Source organism: Dyella jiangningensis, assembly GCF_003264855.1.
Taxonomy (GTDB): Bacteria; Pseudomonadota; Gammaproteobacteria; order Xanthomonadales; family Rhodanobacteraceae; genus Dyella; species Dyella jiangningensis_C.
Genome location: NZ_NFZS01000001.1, coordinates 1,060,896 through 1,075,704, shown reverse-complemented (window position 1 = coordinate 1,075,704; position 14,809 = coordinate 1,060,896). Strand labels below are relative to the sequence as shown.

17 protein-coding genes are annotated in these 14,809 nt (G+C 65.7%); 15 read left to right on the top strand and 2 right to left on the bottom strand.

The window, feature by feature from the left end:
- Positions 1-76: 76 nt before the first annotated feature.
- The 3 genes from purM to CA260_RS04625 are packed head-to-tail and all read left to right on the top strand — an operon-like array spanning position 77 to position 2,551.
- Positions 77-1,105, top strand: a complete 1,029-nt coding sequence (gene purM, locus CA260_RS04635) for a phosphoribosylformylglycinamidine cyclo-ligase (RefSeq protein WP_111981237.1) — start codon at positions 77-79, stop codon at positions 1,103-1,105.
- Positions 1,106-1,109: 4 nt separating this feature from the next.
- Positions 1,110-1,778, top strand: coding sequence for a phosphoribosylglycinamide formyltransferase (gene purN / locus CA260_RS04630; RefSeq protein ID WP_111981236.1), 669 nt, complete (start codon positions 1,110-1,112; stop codon positions 1,776-1,778).
- 56 nt (positions 1,779-1,834) lie between these two features.
- Complete coding sequence (locus CA260_RS04625) at positions 1,835-2,551, top strand: DUF3108 domain-containing protein (protein ID WP_111981235.1); 717 nt, start codon at positions 1,835-1,837, stop codon at positions 2,549-2,551.
- A gap of 166 nt (positions 2,552-2,717) precedes the next feature.
- Here the strand turns inward: CA260_RS04625 and murA are convergent, their stop codons facing one another.
- Together murA and CA260_RS04615 are read right to left on the bottom strand one after the other, a co-directional pair.
- Positions 2,718-3,977 (bottom strand): UDP-N-acetylglucosamine 1-carboxyvinyltransferase, encoded by a 1,260-nt coding sequence (gene murA / locus CA260_RS04620; RefSeq protein ID WP_038620841.1) that lies wholly within the window; start codon positions 3,975-3,977, stop codon positions 2,718-2,720.
- Positions 3,978-4,021: 44 nt separating this feature from the next.
- On the bottom strand, positions 4,022-4,261 hold the full coding sequence (locus tag CA260_RS04615; protein WP_111981234.1) for a BolA family protein: 240 nt from the start codon (positions 4,259-4,261) through the stop codon (positions 4,022-4,024).
- Positions 4,262-4,514: 253 nt separating this feature from the next.
- On the opposite strand from CA260_RS04615, the gene CA260_RS04610 reads away from it, so the two are divergent.
- From CA260_RS04610 to ptsP, 12 genes are all read left to right on the top strand, one after another.
- Entirely contained in the window at positions 4,515-5,522 is a 1,008-nt protein-coding gene (locus CA260_RS04610; protein ID WP_111981233.1) for a KpsF/GutQ family sugar-phosphate isomerase, read from the top strand.
- Positions 5,523-5,617: 95 nt separating this feature from the next.
- Positions 5,618-6,157, top strand: a complete 540-nt coding sequence (locus CA260_RS04605) for a KdsC family phosphatase (RefSeq protein WP_111981232.1) — start codon at positions 5,618-5,620, stop codon at positions 6,155-6,157.
- Positions 6,154-6,759 (top strand): LPS export ABC transporter periplasmic protein LptC, encoded by a 606-nt coding sequence (gene lptC, locus CA260_RS04600; RefSeq protein WP_111981231.1) that lies wholly within the window; start codon positions 6,154-6,156, stop codon positions 6,757-6,759. The genes CA260_RS04605 and lptC overlap by 4 nt, the downstream gene beginning before the upstream one ends.
- Positions 6,713-7,282, top strand: coding sequence for a lipopolysaccharide transport periplasmic protein LptA (gene lptA, locus CA260_RS04595; RefSeq protein ID WP_111981230.1), 570 nt, complete (start codon positions 6,713-6,715; stop codon positions 7,280-7,282). The genes lptC and lptA overlap by 47 nt, the downstream gene beginning before the upstream one ends.
- A 3-nt stretch (positions 7,283-7,285) precedes the next feature.
- Complete coding sequence (lptB, locus tag CA260_RS04590) at positions 7,286-8,005, top strand: LPS export ABC transporter ATP-binding protein (RefSeq protein ID WP_038620857.1); 720 nt, start codon at positions 7,286-7,288, stop codon at positions 8,003-8,005.
- A 125-nt stretch (positions 8,006-8,130) separates the two neighbouring features.
- A complete protein-coding gene (locus tag CA260_RS04585) occupies positions 8,131-9,591 on the top strand; it encodes an RNA polymerase factor sigma-54 (protein ID WP_111981229.1) in 1,461 nt (486 codons plus the stop codon).
- A gap of 291 nt (positions 9,592-9,882) precedes the next feature.
- Positions 9,883-10,206, top strand: coding sequence for a ribosome hibernation-promoting factor, HPF/YfiA family (gene hpf, locus CA260_RS04580; protein ID WP_038624545.1), 324 nt, complete (start codon positions 9,883-9,885; stop codon positions 10,204-10,206).
- Between the two features lie 143 nt (positions 10,207-10,349).
- The gene (gene hprK, locus CA260_RS04575) at positions 10,350-11,300 is read left to right on the top strand and encodes an HPr(Ser) kinase/phosphatase (RefSeq protein WP_111981228.1); all 951 of its coding nucleotides are present in this window, start codon (positions 10,350-10,352) and stop codon (positions 11,298-11,300) included.
- A 3-nt stretch (positions 11,301-11,303) separates the two neighbouring features.
- A complete protein-coding gene (rapZ, locus tag CA260_RS04570; protein ID WP_111981227.1) occupies positions 11,304-12,200 on the top strand; it encodes an RNase adapter RapZ in 897 nt (298 codons plus the stop codon).
- Between the two features lie 43 nt (positions 12,201-12,243).
- Entirely contained in the window at positions 12,244-12,636 is a 393-nt protein-coding gene (locus CA260_RS04565) for a PTS sugar transporter subunit IIA (protein WP_111981226.1), read from the top strand.
- A complete protein-coding gene (locus CA260_RS04560) occupies positions 12,629-12,898 on the top strand; it encodes an HPr family phosphocarrier protein (RefSeq protein ID WP_038620881.1) in 270 nt (89 codons plus the stop codon). Before CA260_RS04565 ends, CA260_RS04560 begins: the two co-directional genes overlap by 8 nt.
- 155 nt (positions 12,899-13,053) lie before the next feature.
- The gene (gene ptsP / locus CA260_RS04555) at positions 13,054-14,784 is read left to right on the top strand and encodes a phosphoenolpyruvate--protein phosphotransferase (RefSeq protein WP_111981225.1); all 1,731 of its coding nucleotides are present in this window, start codon (positions 13,054-13,056) and stop codon (positions 14,782-14,784) included.
- Positions 14,785-14,809: the final 25 nt, after the last annotated feature.

The window sequence follows — 14,809 nt, the reverse complement described above, 5'->3', positions numbered from 1 at the left end:
GCTTTTCGGCCCATGCTCAGGCAGGGCGATGCCTTCACTGCTACACTTTGGCGTTTCTCCACGCCGGGTTTCCCTCATGTCCGACGCCCTCACCTATCGCGCCGCTGGCGTCGACATCGACGCGGGCAATGCCGTGGTCGAACGCATCAAGCCGCTGGTCAAGCGCACCTCCCGTCCTGAAGTGATGGGCGGCCTGGGCGGCTTCGGCGGCCTGTTCGACCTCTCGGGCAAGTACAAGGAGCCGGTGCTGGTATCGGGCACCGACGGCGTGGGCACCAAGCTCAAGCTGGCCCAGCAGCTGGGTCGCCACGACACCATCGGCATCGACCTGGTCGGCATGTGCGTGAACGACGTGCTGGTGCAGGGCGCCGAGCCGCTGTTCTTCCTCGACTACTTCGCCTGCGGCAAGCTGGACGTGGAGACCACCGTGGCCGTGGTCGGCGGTATCGCCAAGGGCTGCGAATTGGCCGGTTGCGCGCTGATCGGCGGCGAAACGGCCGAAATGCCGGGCATGTATCCGGAGGGCGAATACGATCTGGGCGGCTTCACCGTGGGCGCGGTGGAGAAGTCGCAATTGCTCAGCGGCGCCGCCATCGTGGCCGGCGACGTGATCCTGGGCGTGGCCTCCTCCGGCCCGCACTCCAATGGCTACTCGCTGATCCGCAAGATCCTCGAGCGCGCCGGCAACCCGCTGGACCTCGACGTCGGCGGCGTGAAGCTGGCCGATGCGCTGATGGCGCCGACCACCATCTACGTGAAGCCGATGCTCGATCTTTTGAAGTCGGGCACGGTGCACGGCATGGCCCACATCACCGGCGGCGGCCTGAAGGAAAACATCATCCGCGTGGTGCCCGACGCGCTGGGCATCCAGCTCGACGCCGCGGCCATCGTGCTGCCGCCCGTGTTCGAGTGGCTGATGCGTGAAGGCAACGTGGCGCGCGAGGAAATGTGGCGCACTTTCAACTGCGGCGTGGGTTTCACCGTGATCCTGCCGCGCGACGCCGTCGAAGCTGCCTCCACCCTGCTCGCCAAGCACGGCCTAGCCAGCTCGGTGATCGGCGAGATCGTGCCCGCCCAGGGCGACGAGCGCGTCCACATCGGCTAAGCCCGTGGCAACCCAGCGTCTTCGCGTCGCCGTGCTCGCCTCCGGGCGCGGCAGCAACCTGCAGGCCCTGATCGTCGCTCGCGACGCGGGGCAGCTGCCGGTGGACTTCGCGCTGGTCGGCAGCGACAAGGCGAACGCCGGCGCGCTGCAACTGGCGAAGGACGCGGGCATTCCCACGTTCACGCTCAACCCGAAAGATTTCGCCAACCGGCGCGACTTCGACCTCGAACTGTTCCGCCAGCTCGATGCCAGCGGCGCCGACGTGCTCGTGCTGGCCGGCTTCATGCGCGTCATCGACGGCGAAGCGCTGAAGCCGTGGGTGGGTCGCATGATCAACATCCACCCTTCCCTGTTGCCCAAGTACCGCGGCCTGCATACGCACCGGCGCGCACTGGAAGCCGGAGACGTGGAACACGGCGCCAGCGTGCATTACGTGACCGCCGAACTGGACGGCGGTCCGGTGATCGCCCAGGCCACCATCGACATCCGCCCCGGCGACGACGAGTTGCAGCTCGCCCAGCGGCTGCTCAGCTTCGAACACCAATTGTTGCCCGCGGTGCTGCGACTGATCGCCGAGGGCCGTCTGTCGCTGCTGCCACCCGATCGCGTCGCGCTGGACGGTGAGCCCCAGGATGCGCCACTGCAACTGCGCAACGGCCGTTTGGTTGACTGAGCGCTCCGCGGCTTCTCTACAAGTCGTTCAGGCGGGACACGTAGACTGCGGTTCCCATGACCCAGTCCAACACCCTTCGCACGTTCGCCGCCGGCCTGGCGCTGGCGTTCTCCGCTCCGGCCGCGTTCGCCGCAACCACGCCGGCAGCGTTCACGGCGACCTACCAGGTATCGCAGGGCGGCCAGGCCATCGGCGAGGCCGTGGTGACGCTCAAGCCTGCCGGTGACGGCCAGTGGGAATACAGCAACCAGACCAAGGGCACCTCGGGCCTGGCCGCTGCACTGGGCGCCAACTCCAACGAGACCACGCGCTTTCGCTGGAACAACAACGCGCCGGAAACGGTGAGCTACGACTACCGCATGGATGCGGCGATCAAGAGCAAGCAGCGTCATACCAACGTGAACTGGACCACCAACCAGGTCACCGTCGACGAAGGCAAGGGACCGATGAATTACGCCAGCGTACCCGGCCTGGTGGATCGCAACACCGCGCCCTACGCCATCGGCCTCGCGCTGCGTGCCGGCAAGCAGAGCGTTTCGCTACCGGTCGCGGTGAAGCGCAACGTCGAGACGCAGACCTTCAAGGTGGCCGGCAAGGACACGGTGAAGGTACCGGCCGGCAGCTTCCAGGCGGAGCGCGTGGAACGCAGCGACGATACCAAGGCCTTCAGCGCGTGGTATGCGCCGCAGAAGTATCCGGTGCCGGTGAAGCTGGCGCAGAGCGATGGCGGCAACCTGACGCTGGAGCTGGTGAGTTACAAGAACGGTAACTGAGCGCAACCGCCGCACCTGTAGGAGCGCACCCAGTGCGCGATCGCGGAGGCACGTCGTTAACCGCGTCGTAGGCTTTTCGCGCACTGGGTGCGCTCCCGCAAAAGACTCGCGCAAAGAAAAAGGCCGCTGACGCGGCCTTTTCTTTCTTACGGCGAAATCGCCGGGATCAGGACGGCAGCCGACGGATCTTCGCGCCCAGCGTGCCCAGCTTTTCCTCGATGTTCTCGTAGCCACGATCGATGTGATACACGCGGTCCACCGTGGTGTCGCCTTGTGCCACCAGGCCGGCCAGCACCAGGCAGGCGGAAGCGCGCAGGTCGGTCGCCATGATCGGTGCGCCGCTCATCTTCTCCACGCCCTTGATGATCGCGGTGTTGCCTTCGAGGCGGATGTCCGCGCCCAGGCGCTGCAGTTCCAGCGCGTGCATGAAGCGGTTCTCGAACACCGTCTCGGTGATCACGCCCACGCCCTCGGCCACGCAGTTGAGCGCGGTGAACTGCGCCTGCATGTCGGTCGGAAACGCCGGGTACGGCGCGGTGGTGATGTTCACCGCCTTCGGGCGACGGCCACGCATGTCCAGCTCGATCCAGTCGGCGCCCGTGGAGATGTGCGCACCGGCTTCTTCCAGCTTGGCCAGCACGGCGTCCAGCGTGTCGGCGCGTGCGTTGCGGGCGCGCACCTTGCCGCCGGTCATCGCTGCACCGACCAGGAAGGTGCCGGTCTCGATGCGATCAGGCAGCACTTCGTACTCGGCGCCATGCAGGCGCTCGACGCCGTGGATGGTGAGCGTGGAGGTGCCGGCGCCTTCGATCTGCGCGCCCATGGCGATCAGGCAGTGCGCCAGGTCGACCACTTCGGGTTCCTGCGCCGCGTTCTCGATGATGGTGGTGCCCTGCGCCAGCGCCGCGGCCATCATGATGTTCTCGGTACCGGTGACGGTGACCATGTCCATCGAGATGCGCGCGCCCTTCAGGCGCTTGGCCTTGGCCTTGATGTAGCCGTTCTCCACGACCACGTCGGCACCCAGCGCCTGCAGGCCGCGGATGTGCTGGTCGACCGGACGCGAACCGATCGCGCAACCGCCCGGCAGCGACACTTCCGCCTCGCCGAAGCGCGCCACCAGCGGGCCCAGCACCAGGATCGACGCGCGCATGGTGCGCACCAGGTCGTAGGGGGCGAAGTAGCGTTCGGTGGAGCGCGGGTCGATATGCATCTTCATGCGGTCGTCCAGCACCAGCTGCGTGCCCATCTGGCCCAGCAGCTCGATGAAGGTGGTGACGTCGTGCAGGTGCGGAACGTTGCTGATCGCCACCGGCTCATCGGCCAGCAAGCAGGAAGCGAGGATCGGCAATACGGCGTTCTTGGCGCCGGAAATACCCACTTCGCCGTGTAGCGGCTCGCCGCCGCTGATCAGGATCTTGGCCATCGTAGTCCTTGCGAATGCAGTGCTTGGGAGTGGCGGCGCTGCGCTCAACGGCGCGCCGCGATCTCCTGCGGGGTAAGGGTTTTCAGTGCCAGCGCGTGGATCGCACCGCCCATGAGATCGCCCAGCGTGGCGTAGACCAGGCGGTGGCGCGCCAGCGGAAGCTTGCCGGCGAACTGCTCCGCCACCACTTCAGCCTCGAAATGCACGCCGTCGTCGCCGCTTACGGCGACCTGCGCACCCGGCAGGCCCTGTTCGATCATTGCCTGGATGGTGGCAGCGTCCATGGGTTTTCCACTTGCAGGAGTTGGGTCGGCGCCGGGTTCGGAGACGATCCAAGCCCATTGGCACCGACTATGACGTTAAAATGCGAATATGCCATGTTAATGGAAAACCTCTGTCGCAGAAACGACACGTGTTGCCGGCGCCACCCTCACCATGGCCCGCGCAACTGCCCAACCCCATGATTCAACGGAATATCCACCCTGACCGGATCGTTCAGGGTCATGACGACATTCCGGCACGGACCCCCGAGGACGCATGAACGCCCACGTCGCCACCACCCCTCACGCGATCAACGATGAAGCCCTCGTGCGCAGCGCGCGCACCGTGATCGCCACCGAGGCGGCCGCCATCCGGGCGCTCGAGCCGCGCGTCGGCCCCGAGTTCGTCGAGGCCTGCCGGCTGATCATGGCCTGCGCGGGTCGCGTGGTAGTCACCGGCATGGGCAAATCCGGCCACGTGGCGCGCAAGATCGCCGCGACGCTGGCGTCCACCGGCACGCCGGCCTTCTTCGTCCACCCGGGCGAGGCCAGCCACGGCGACCTCGGCATGATCCTGCCGCAGGACGTGGTGCTGGCGCTGTCCAACTCCGGCGAAACCGACGAGGTGCTGTTCATCCTCCCGGTGATCAAGCGCCAGGGCATTCCGCTGATCGCCATCACCGGCAACGCGCACTCCTCGCTGGCCGACCAGGCCGATGTGCACCTGGACGCCAGCATCGCCGCCGAAGCCTGCCCGCTCGGCCTGGCGCCCACCGCCAGCACCACCGCGGCGCTGGTGATGGGCGATGCGTTGGCCATTGCCCTGCTGGAGGCCCGCGGCTTCACCTCCGAAGACTTCGCACGCTCGCACCCCGCCGGCAGCCTCGGCCGTCGCCTGCTGCTGCACATCAGCGACATCATGCACACCGGCGAAGGCATCCCGGCGGTGCCGCCGAATGCCTCGCTGACCCAGGCACTGATGGAAATGACCCGCAAGCATCTGGGCATGACCGCCGTGATCGATTCCAACCGCCGCCTGCTCGGCGTGTTCACCGACGGCGACCTGCGCCGCGCGCTGGACGACGACGGCGTGGACCTGCGCGGCGCCACCGTGGCCGAACTGATGACCCGTGGACCCAAGACCATCGGTACGGACAAGCTCGCCATCGAGGCTGCCCAGCTGATGGAGAAGCACCAGATCCATGCCCTGCTGGTGGTCAACGACGACCAGCAGGTGGTCGGCGCCCTGAACATTCACGATCTGCTGCGCGCACGCGTGGTCTGATCGAAAGGTTCGCGGGACACCATTCCCCTCACGTCCACCGTCGCGCCCGACCGGCGTTTGACGGTATCGCCCTCCTGCCCTTGCCGAACGTGCCCATGACCCTGGCTGACATCCCTGCTGACGTACTCGCCCGCGCCGCCAAGGTCCGCCTCGCCGTGTTCGACGTGGACGGCACGCTCACCGACGGCCGCCTGTGGTACGCCGAGGACGGGCACGAAACCAAGGTCTTCCACGTGCATGACGGCCTGGGCCTCAAGCGCCTGATGGCCAACGGCGTGCAGGTGGCGATCATCTCCGCACGCATCAGCCATCCAGTGGCCCTGCGTGCCGAAGAGCTGGATATCGCCCATGTCTACCAGGGCCAGGGCGACAAGCGCGCCTGCCTCAACCAGTTGCTCGAAGCGCTGGCGCTGGCCCCGGATGAAGTGGCCTTCGTAGGCGATGACCTGCCCGACCTGCCACCGATGCGGAGCGCAGGCCTCGCCATCGCCGTTGCCAACGCCCACCCCTGGGTGGCCGAGCAGGCCCACTGGCGCACGAGCCTGGCCGGCGGCATGGGCGCGGCTCGCGAGGTCGCCGACATGATCCTGGTCGCCCAAGGCAAGGACGCGGCCGAGCGGGAGCACTGGAAGTGAACTTGCGTACCTACCTGCGCGACCGCGGTCTCCTGGTCGCGATCGCCCTGGTCGCCGCCGCGACGGGCGCCACCCAGGCGCTGTACTGGTGGCTCGCCCCGGCACCGAGGGTGAGCGACTTTGTGGGTCCGCCGCGCTCGGGCTATACGCTCACCAACTTCCGGCTGTGGTCCTACGACGTCGATGGCCAGCCGAGCTTCAACATGGTTGCGCCGCACCTGGAGCGCCGCGAGAACGACGAATCGCTGTACATCAACACGCCTAAGTTCGAACTGCCGTCGAACCAGGAAGGCGTGCCGCCCTGGCTGGGTGACTCGCTGTATGCGTGGGTGGACAAGAGCGGCACCCTGTTGAAGCTGCAGGGGCCCGTGTACATGCACCGTACCGCCTTCCAGGACACGCCCGCCGCCGAGATCCACACGTCCGACGTCACCGCGTGGCCCAAGGAAAACCGCATGGAGACGGCCGCCGCGGCACACATGGTGCAGGGCGACAGTACAATGAGCGGGGTTGGCATGCGCGCCAACCTCAACACCAATCATCTGGAGCTGCTCGATGAAAGCCACGGCTCGTTCCCGCCGCGCAAAAAGAAGTCGTCTTAAGCTTTCCCTCGGGCTGCTCTGCCTCGGTGTCTTCGCCCTGCAACCGGCGCTTGCCAAGCAGGACGATCGCAACCAGCCGATGAATTTCCAGGCGAAGACCACCGACGCGTACAACGCGCCGAACACCATCAGCACCCTCAAGGGCAACGTGATCCTCACCCAGGGCACGCTCAAGGTGACGGGCGCCGTGGCCAAGGTGCATCTGGATGCCGATACGCAGATCGCACGCGTCGTCGTCACCGGTACTCCGGCGCACATCCAGCAGCTGGATGACAACAACAACCTGATGCAGGGTGATGCGGCGACGCTCGACTACGACAACATCAATGGCATTGCCGTGCTCATCGGCAACGCCTCGGTGACGCAGCAGGGTCGCGGCGAGTTCCACGGCGACAAGCTCACGTACAACACGAACACCAGCCTGATCACCGGCGAAGCCGGCGGTGAAGGCGTGGTGCATGGCACGTTCCTGCCCAAGCAGAAACCTGCCACACCGGCGCCCAAGCCGGCCGAGGGCCACTGATCGATGCTGTCCGCCGAAGGTCTGCAGAAAAGTTTCAAATCGCGCCAGGTGGTGCGTGACTTCGCCTTCTCCATCCGGGAGGGCGAAGTGGTCGGTCTGCTTGGCCCCAACGGCGCCGGCAAGACCACCTGCTTCTACATGGTGGTGGGCCTGATCGAAGCGGACGCGGGCGTCATCAAGCTCGACAAGCAGGACATCACCGGCCTGCCCATGCACCAGCGCGCGAAGCTCGGCATCGGCTACCTGCCGCAGGAGGCGTCGGTGTTCCGCCGCCTCAGCGTGGCCGACAACATCATGGCCGTGCTGGAACTGCGCGAAGGCTGGGACGAAAAGCGCCGTGCCAACGAGCTGGAAAGCCTGCTGGACGAACTGAAGATCGCGCATATCGCCGACCAGAAGGGCATCAGCCTGTCCGGTGGCGAACGTCGTCGCGTGGAAATTGCGCGCGCGCTGGCCGCGCATCCGCGCTACATGCTGCTGGACGAACCGTTCGCCGGCGTCGACCCCATCTCGGTGGGCGAGATCCAGCGCATCGTGCGGCATCTCAAGGAACGCGGCATCGGCGTGCTGATCACCGACCACAACGTGCGAGAGACGCTGGGCATCTGCGATCGCGCCTACATCCTCAACGACGGCGAGGTGCTGTCCCGCGGCACGCCTGCCCACATCCTGGCCGACGAGAAGGTCCGGGAAGTGTATCTGGGTCGCGAATTCCGCCTTTGATTCTTGCGCTGTAACAGCTCGGCTACAACGCTAAACCGGAGGTAGTACGCGATTCGGCCTTTGACCTATGGCCGACCCTCCGACCACGCGTTACGATGCCTTTGAGTTCATTCCGACCGCCAGGCATGAAACCCGGACTGCAGTTTCGCCTCAATCAACAGCTCACGCTGACCCCTCAGCTGCAGCAGGCCATCCGCCTCCTGCAGCTGTCTCAGCTGGAGCTGGAAGCGGAGTTGCGTCAGATCGCCGAAAGCAATCCGTTGCTCGAGTTTTCCGACGACAATCCGGAGAACGCGGATGGCGACGAGCACGAAGTGGTTGAGCCCCTTCCGGCCAGCTCGACCAGCACCAGCAGCGACACGGTCGACGACGCCGAGGCGCCGGATTGGAGCGACGGCGATGGTGGGAGCGAAGATCCCATCGATTTCTCCAGCGGCGGCACCTCGTCGCGCAACAGCTCCTCCAACGACGAAGACGGGTTCGAACCGCAAAGCGCCGCGCCCGAGACGCTGCAGGAACATCTCCTGTGGCAACTCAACCTCACGCACATGAGCCCGCGCGATCACGCGATCGCGGAAGTGCTGATCGATGCGCTCAATCCGGACGGCTATCTCACCGAAAGCATGGAATCGCTGATCGCAGCGCTGCCGGCCGACATCAAGGCCAGCGCGGCCGAGTTGGAGCACGTGCGCCGCCTGCTGCAACGCTTCGATCCCACCGGCGTCGCCAGCCTGGACCTGCGAGATTGCCTGCGCGTGCAACTGGAACAGTTCGATCCGGACACGCCGCATCGCGACCTGGCCCTGCGCATCGTCGACAGCGAACTGGAACTGCTCGCGCGCAACGACATCGCGCGCCTCGCGCGCAAGCTGCGGGCGAACGAAGACGACACCGCCGCGGCCGCCGTGCTGATCCGCAGCCTCGATCCGCGACCCGGCGCCGCGCTGGACGTGACGCCGGTGGAATACGTGGCGCCGGACGTCTACGCCCGCAAGGACAGTGGCCGCTGGCGCGTCAGTCTCAATCCCGATTGTCAACCGCGGCTCGGTCTCAACCAGCATTATTGCGGCCTTATTGCCCAGGCGCGAGGTACCGACGCCAGCTGGATGCGTGGCCAACTGCAGGAGGCGCGCTGGCTGATCAAGAGCCTGGAATCCCGTGCGGAAACCCTGCTCAAGGTGGCCGAGGCCATCGTGCGGCGCCAGAGCGCCTTCCTCGACTATGGCCCCGAGGCCATGCACCCGCTGGTGCTGCGCGAAGTGGCGGAGGAAGTGGGCATGCACGAGTCGACCATTTCACGTGTAACCACGCGCAAGTACATCCATACGCCGCGCGGCACGTTCGAGCTCAAGCACTTCTTCTCCAGCGGCGTGTCCACCGAAGACGGTGGCAGCGCGTCGGCCACCGCCATCCAGGCCATGCTGCGCAAGCTGGTCGATGCCGAAGACCCGCGCAAGCCGCTGTCCGACCAGGCGATCGCGGAGGAATTGCACCGCAAGGGCATTCAGGTTGCCCGACGCACCGTGGCCAAGTATCGCGAAGCCATGCGCATTCCCAGCTCCAGCGAGCGCCAACGCGCTGGCTGAACGAGCCAACCCCATCTGTGGCAAGACGCCCCAGGAACTTGGGGCCAAAAAAGCCGTCTCCATATTTCACAGTGACTCGGTGCGAGTGGAAACCTGTCACGTCCGCACCCTGAAGGTCTTTCTAACGCGGACATGACGGCAAAGGCGCATAGTGACCATCCCGACTTGGTGAGGAGGCCGGAAAAAACGCATCGAACATCCCCAGGTTCTTGAAGGTGTGTCGGTCACGCGGCAAGCGCCCGGCGCATCGATTCCAGTCGCTTCGGCGACATGTACCAAAGGAGGCGCAACATGCAAGTTCAGCTCAGCGGTCAGCAGATTGAAGTCACCCCGGCACTGCGGGATCACGTGAACAGCCGGCTCGACCGCCTCACCCGCCTCGACGAACGAATTCTCAGCCTCAGCATCGTCCTTTCCGTGAACAAGCTGCAGCAGCGTGCCGAAGGCACGATGACCGTCAGCGGTTCCACCCTGCACGCCGAGGCCAACGAGAATGACATGTACGTCTCCATCGATGTCCTGTTCGACAAGCTGGTGACCCAGCTGCGTAAACACCGCGAGAAGGTCTGCGACAAGCACCAACGCGCCTCGCGTGAAGAGCGCCTTTACGGCTGACGCTCCCTGGCCCGCCCGCATCCGGGCGGGCCTTGCCGCTTCCATGTCCCCGATCCAAGGCAGCTGCCTGTGCGAACTGGCACAATGCCCATGTAGCCGCCCGTAGCCATGAAGGCTCGCCATGGCGGCCCAAAGGAATTGGCTTGGATCGGCTGACCGCCCGACAACTCTACGATGGTGTCCACGAGCGCATGGCGCTGCGCTGGGTTTCCGGCATGCGCGGCGAATCGCGCGTGCTCGAACAGGCGGCCACCACGACCCGGCGCCCGTCGCTGATCGGGTATCTCAACGTCATTTATCCCAACAAGATCCAGATCATCGGCACCGAGGAACTCAACTTCCTCGACGGGCTGGATTCGCGCCAGCGCTGGGAGGCCATCAACAAGATCGCGGCCTACCAGCCGGTGGCGATCATCGTCACCAAGGACCAGGCGATCCCCACCGACCTGCGCGAAGTCGCGGAGGAAACCAACACGCCGCTGTGGATCAGCTCCAAGCGTGGGCACGAACTGCTGACGTGGATGCAGTACCACCTCGCGCGCATACTCGCGCCGAAGATCACCTTGCACGGCGTATTCCTCGAGGTGTTCTCGATCGGCGTGCTGATCACCGGCGAATCGGGCTCGGGCAAAAGCGAGCTGGCGCTGGAACTGATCAGCCGCGGCCATCGCCTCGTAGCCGACGATGCCACCGAGTTCACCCTGATCGCCCCCGACGTGATCGACGGCACCTGCCCCGAACTGCTGCAGGACCTGCTGGAAGTGCGTGGCCTTGGCGTGCTCAACGTGCGCGAGATGTTCGGCCATACGGCCGTGAAGCCGTCCAAATACCTTCGCCTGGTAGTGCATCTCAAGCCGTTGCGCGAAGGCGAGGATACCGATGGCCTCACCCGCCTGACCGGTGACATCGGCCATCGCGAGATTTTCGAGGTGAAGGTGCCGATGATCACCATACCGGTGGCGCCTGGCCGAAACCTCGCCGTGCTGGTCGAGGCCGCGGTGCGCAATCACGTACTCAAGAGCAAGGGCATCGACCCGGCCCAGACCTTCATCGATCGCCAGGCGCACCAGATGCGCCGACTGCCTCCCTGGTGAACCATGAGCGAGAAGACTCCCCTCCTTCCCTCCTCACCCGACGCGACGCATCTCATCGTGCTCACCGGCATGTCCGGTGGCGGCAAGACCGTGGCACTGCGTGCGCTGGAAGACCTCGAGTTCTACTGCGTCGACAACCTGCCGACCGTCCTGCTGCCGCAACTGGTCGCCTCGGTGCGCCGCGACGCCGGTGAGAAACGCCGCCACGTTGCCGTGGGTGTGGACGTGCGCAATCCCAGCGAAGACCTGCGCCGCATGCCGGCGATGTTGTCCGAGCTGGCGGCGGCGGGCGTGCATGCACACCTGATCTTCCTGGACAGCCGCGACGAAGTGCTGATCAAGCGCTATTCGGAAACGCGTCGCCGCCATCCGCTTTCCTGGCAGGGCCTGTCGCTGGCCGATGCGATTGCCGAGGAACGTCGCCTGCTGCGCCCGCTTGCCGCCATCGCCGACAAGGTGATCGATTCCAGCGACCTCAACGTGCACCAGTTGCGCCGCCTGTTCGCCACCGGCTATGCCGATGCGACCGAGGGGCTGACGCTCATGTTCCAGTCGTTCGCCTTCCGGCGAGGCCTGCCGCTGGACGCGGACTTCGTGTTCGACGCGCGCTGCCTGCCCAACCCGCACTGGGATCCGACCTTGCGTCCGCTCTCCGGCAAGGATGCAGCCGTGCGCGACTACCTGGATGGCCAGCCCCTGGTCGGCGAGTACCTGGCCGACACCATGCGCTGGCTCGACACCTGGCTTCCACGTTTCGAAGTGGATGATCGCAGCTATGTGACCATCTCCATCGGATGCACCGGCGGGCGGCACCGGTCGGTCTACCTGGTGGAAAAGCTGGCCTCCCACTATCGCGAGCTACGCAACGGCGTGCTCACCTTCCATCGTGAACTCGAGTGATCGCCATGCTGTCCTTAGCCATGAAACGGACCGGCACGCCGTCATGAGCGTCGGTGTATTGCTGATGACGCACGAGGCGGTCGGCCAGGCGCTGATCTCCGCCGCCCACCACGTGCTGCCCAAACTGCCGCTGCAGGTGGAGGCTGTCGAAGTGCCTCCTCAGGCCGACCCCGACGTGATGCGCACGCTCACCGCCAAGCATGCGCGTGCCCTCGACCAGGGCGACGGCGTGCTGGTGCTGGCTGATCTGTACGGTGCGACGCCGTGCAACATCGGTCTGTCATTGGGTGCGCTGGGCGTGCGACTGCGCTGCGTATCGGGCCTCAACCTGCCGATGCTGCTGCGTGTACTCAACTATGCTGAAAGACCGCTGGATGAGCTGGCGGAAATAGCGGCCAGTGGCGGTCGCGGGGGAATCTTCATCGACCATGCTTGAACGAGACATTGTGGTATCCAACAAGCTCGGCCTGCACGCGCGCGCGTCGGCCAAGCTGGTGCAGCTGGTGCAGGGTTTCAAATCGACGGTGTGGCTGGTCAGCAAGGGGCGCGAAGTCAACGCACAAAGCATCATGGGCGTCATGATGCTGGCGGCGGGCATCGGCACACCGCTCACCGTCCGCGCGGATGGTCCGGATGAGGAATCCGCCATCAACGCCGTGGTGGAACTGTTCGATCGCAAGTTTGACGAAGGGGCCTGAGTGGGAGGATGGATCGCTCGAACGTCGCATCCTGAGGCTGTATTCACGGCCCGGTTTGCTGCGTCATGCGATCTTTCCCGATCGGGATTCGCGATGCTGGCCGGATGCCGGCATCGATCTTGGCCTGACCGGCCATCCCACCACGGAGGGTTTGCATGAGACAGATACTGGCAGGTACCACGGCCGCGAAAGGCATGGCGCTCGGCCGTGCCCGCCTGGTGCAACCCAGCCGCTATCTGGTCGACACGCGTCCGCTCAACGAGGACGAGGTCGACGTCGAACTCGCGCACCTTCATCGCGCACTGGAAACCGCCCGACAGGAGCTGCGCGAATTGCGCGGCAAGCTGCACGGCGCGCTCGCGCGCGAGGTCAACGAGTTCATCGATGCGCACAGCCTGCTGCTGGACGACCCGGAACTGCTGCGCGGACTGGACGATCTGGTGCGCATTGGCCACTACCGTCCCGGCGCTGCGCTGAAGAAGCAGCGTGATCGCCTCGCCGCCGTGTTCGAAGCAATGGATGACCCCTACCTGCGTTCGCGCAAGGAGGACGTCGACCAGGTGATCAGCCGCGTCATCTCGGCCCTGCAGCGCCAGACCAGTCGTGAGGAACGCAAGCTGGCCGCACGTGTGGGCGAGATCCTGATCGCCGACACCATTGCGCCAGCGGACATGGCGCACCTGGCCGGCGCCGGCTTGCTTGGCGTGGTTGCCAGTTCCGGCAGTCCGTATTCGCACAGCGCCATCCTGGCGCGCAGCCTCGACCTGCCGATGCTGGTGGGTGCGCGCGACGCACTGTCGACCATCCACGACGACGACCTGATCCTGCTGGATGCGGAACGTGGCGAAGCGGTGGTGCATCCCACTGCGCAGGATCTCGCCCGCTACCGCGCCTGGCAGCGCGAGGCGGCGCAGGAAGGACGCCGCCTCGCGACCCTGGCCAACGCGCCTACGCGCACGCGTGATGGCGTCGACATCCGGCTGTTCGCCAACGCGGAAATGCCCGCCGACATCGCCATGGCCCGCTCGCGCGGCGCCGACGGCGTCGGCCTGTACCGCACCGAATTCCTGTTTCTTCGCCAGAAGGGACTGCCGACCGAAGACGAACAGTTCAACGCCTACCGCGATCTCGTGCTGGGCATGGGCGGCCTGCCGGTGACCATCCGCACGCTGGACCTGGGTGCCGACAAGGCCGACGCCGCGGGCCTGGTGTTGCGTGGCGAAGACAATCCGGCGCTGGGCGTGCGTGGCGTGCGGCTTTCGCTGCGCTACCCGGCGGTGTTCACCACGCAGATCCGCGCGATTCTCCGCGCCGCCTGCTACGGCCCTGTGCGCGTGCTGGTGCCGATGGTCACGCAACCCGACGAACTGATCGCGGTGCGCACGCTGTTCAAGCTGGCTCGCCAGGAGTTGAAGCGCGAGAACATCGACCTGCCGGAAAAACTGGCGCTGGGCGCCATGGTCGAAGTGCCCGCCGCAGCGATCAATGTTCGCGCGCTGCTTGAGCATGCGGACTTCCTCGCCATCGGCACCAACGATCTCGCGCAATACGTGCTTGCCGCTGATCGTGGCAACGATGCGCTGGACAACATCTACAACCCCTTGCAGCCGGCGCTGCTGCGCCTGCTGGCCTATGTGATCACCGAAGGCCGCCGCGCGAAGAAGCCGGTGAGCCTGTGCGGCGAGATCGGCGGCGACACCAGCTTCACGGCGTTGCTGCTCGCGCTGGGATTGTGCGAATTCAGCATGCACCCCAGCCAGCTGCTGCACGTGCGCGATCGGCTCAACGCGCTCGATCACGGCGCACTGCGTGCACAGGCACCGCGCATCCTTCGCGCGCGCACGCACGAGGAAGCCGAGGCGCTGCTGGCTGCGATCACCTGTTGAACTGCCGGTTCGTCTTTTGTAGGAG

Bases quoted from the DNA above. Each gene is read 5' to 3' on its own strand.
- purM (WP_111981237.1), top strand. From the start codon at position 77: ATGTCCGACGCCCTCACCTATCGCGCCGCTGGCGTCGACATCGACGCG.
- CA260_RS04625 (WP_111981235.1), top strand. From the start codon at position 1,835: ATGACCCAGTCCAACACCCTTCGCACGTTCGCCGCCGGCCTGGCGCTG.
- murA (WP_038620841.1), bottom strand. From the start codon at position 3,977: ATGGCCAAGATCCTGATCAGCGGCGGCGAGCCGCTACACGGCGAAGTG.
- CA260_RS04615 (WP_111981234.1), bottom strand. From the start codon at position 4,261: ATGGACGCTGCCACCATCCAGGCAATGATCGAACAGGGCCTGCCGGGT.
- CA260_RS04610 (WP_111981233.1), top strand. From the start codon at position 4,515: ATGAACGCCCACGTCGCCACCACCCCTCACGCGATCAACGATGAAGCC.
- CA260_RS04605 (WP_111981232.1), top strand. From the start codon at position 5,618: ATGACCCTGGCTGACATCCCTGCTGACGTACTCGCCCGCGCCGCCAAG.
- lptA (WP_111981230.1), top strand. From the start codon at position 6,713: ATGAAAGCCACGGCTCGTTCCCGCCGCGCAAAAAGAAGTCGTCTTAAG.
- lptB (WP_038620857.1), top strand. From the start codon at position 7,286: ATGCTGTCCGCCGAAGGTCTGCAGAAAAGTTTCAAATCGCGCCAGGTG.
- CA260_RS04585 (WP_111981229.1), top strand. From the start codon at position 8,131: ATGAAACCCGGACTGCAGTTTCGCCTCAATCAACAGCTCACGCTGACC.
- hpf (WP_038624545.1), top strand. From the start codon at position 9,883: ATGCAAGTTCAGCTCAGCGGTCAGCAGATTGAAGTCACCCCGGCACTG.
- rapZ (WP_111981227.1), top strand. From the start codon at position 11,304: ATGAGCGAGAAGACTCCCCTCCTTCCCTCCTCACCCGACGCGACGCAT.
- CA260_RS04565 (WP_111981226.1), top strand. From the start codon at position 12,244: ATGAGCGTCGGTGTATTGCTGATGACGCACGAGGCGGTCGGCCAGGCG.
- CA260_RS04560 (WP_038620881.1), top strand. From the start codon at position 12,629: ATGCTTGAACGAGACATTGTGGTATCCAACAAGCTCGGCCTGCACGCG.
- ptsP (WP_111981225.1), top strand. From the start codon at position 13,054: ATGAGACAGATACTGGCAGGTACCACGGCCGCGAAAGGCATGGCGCTC.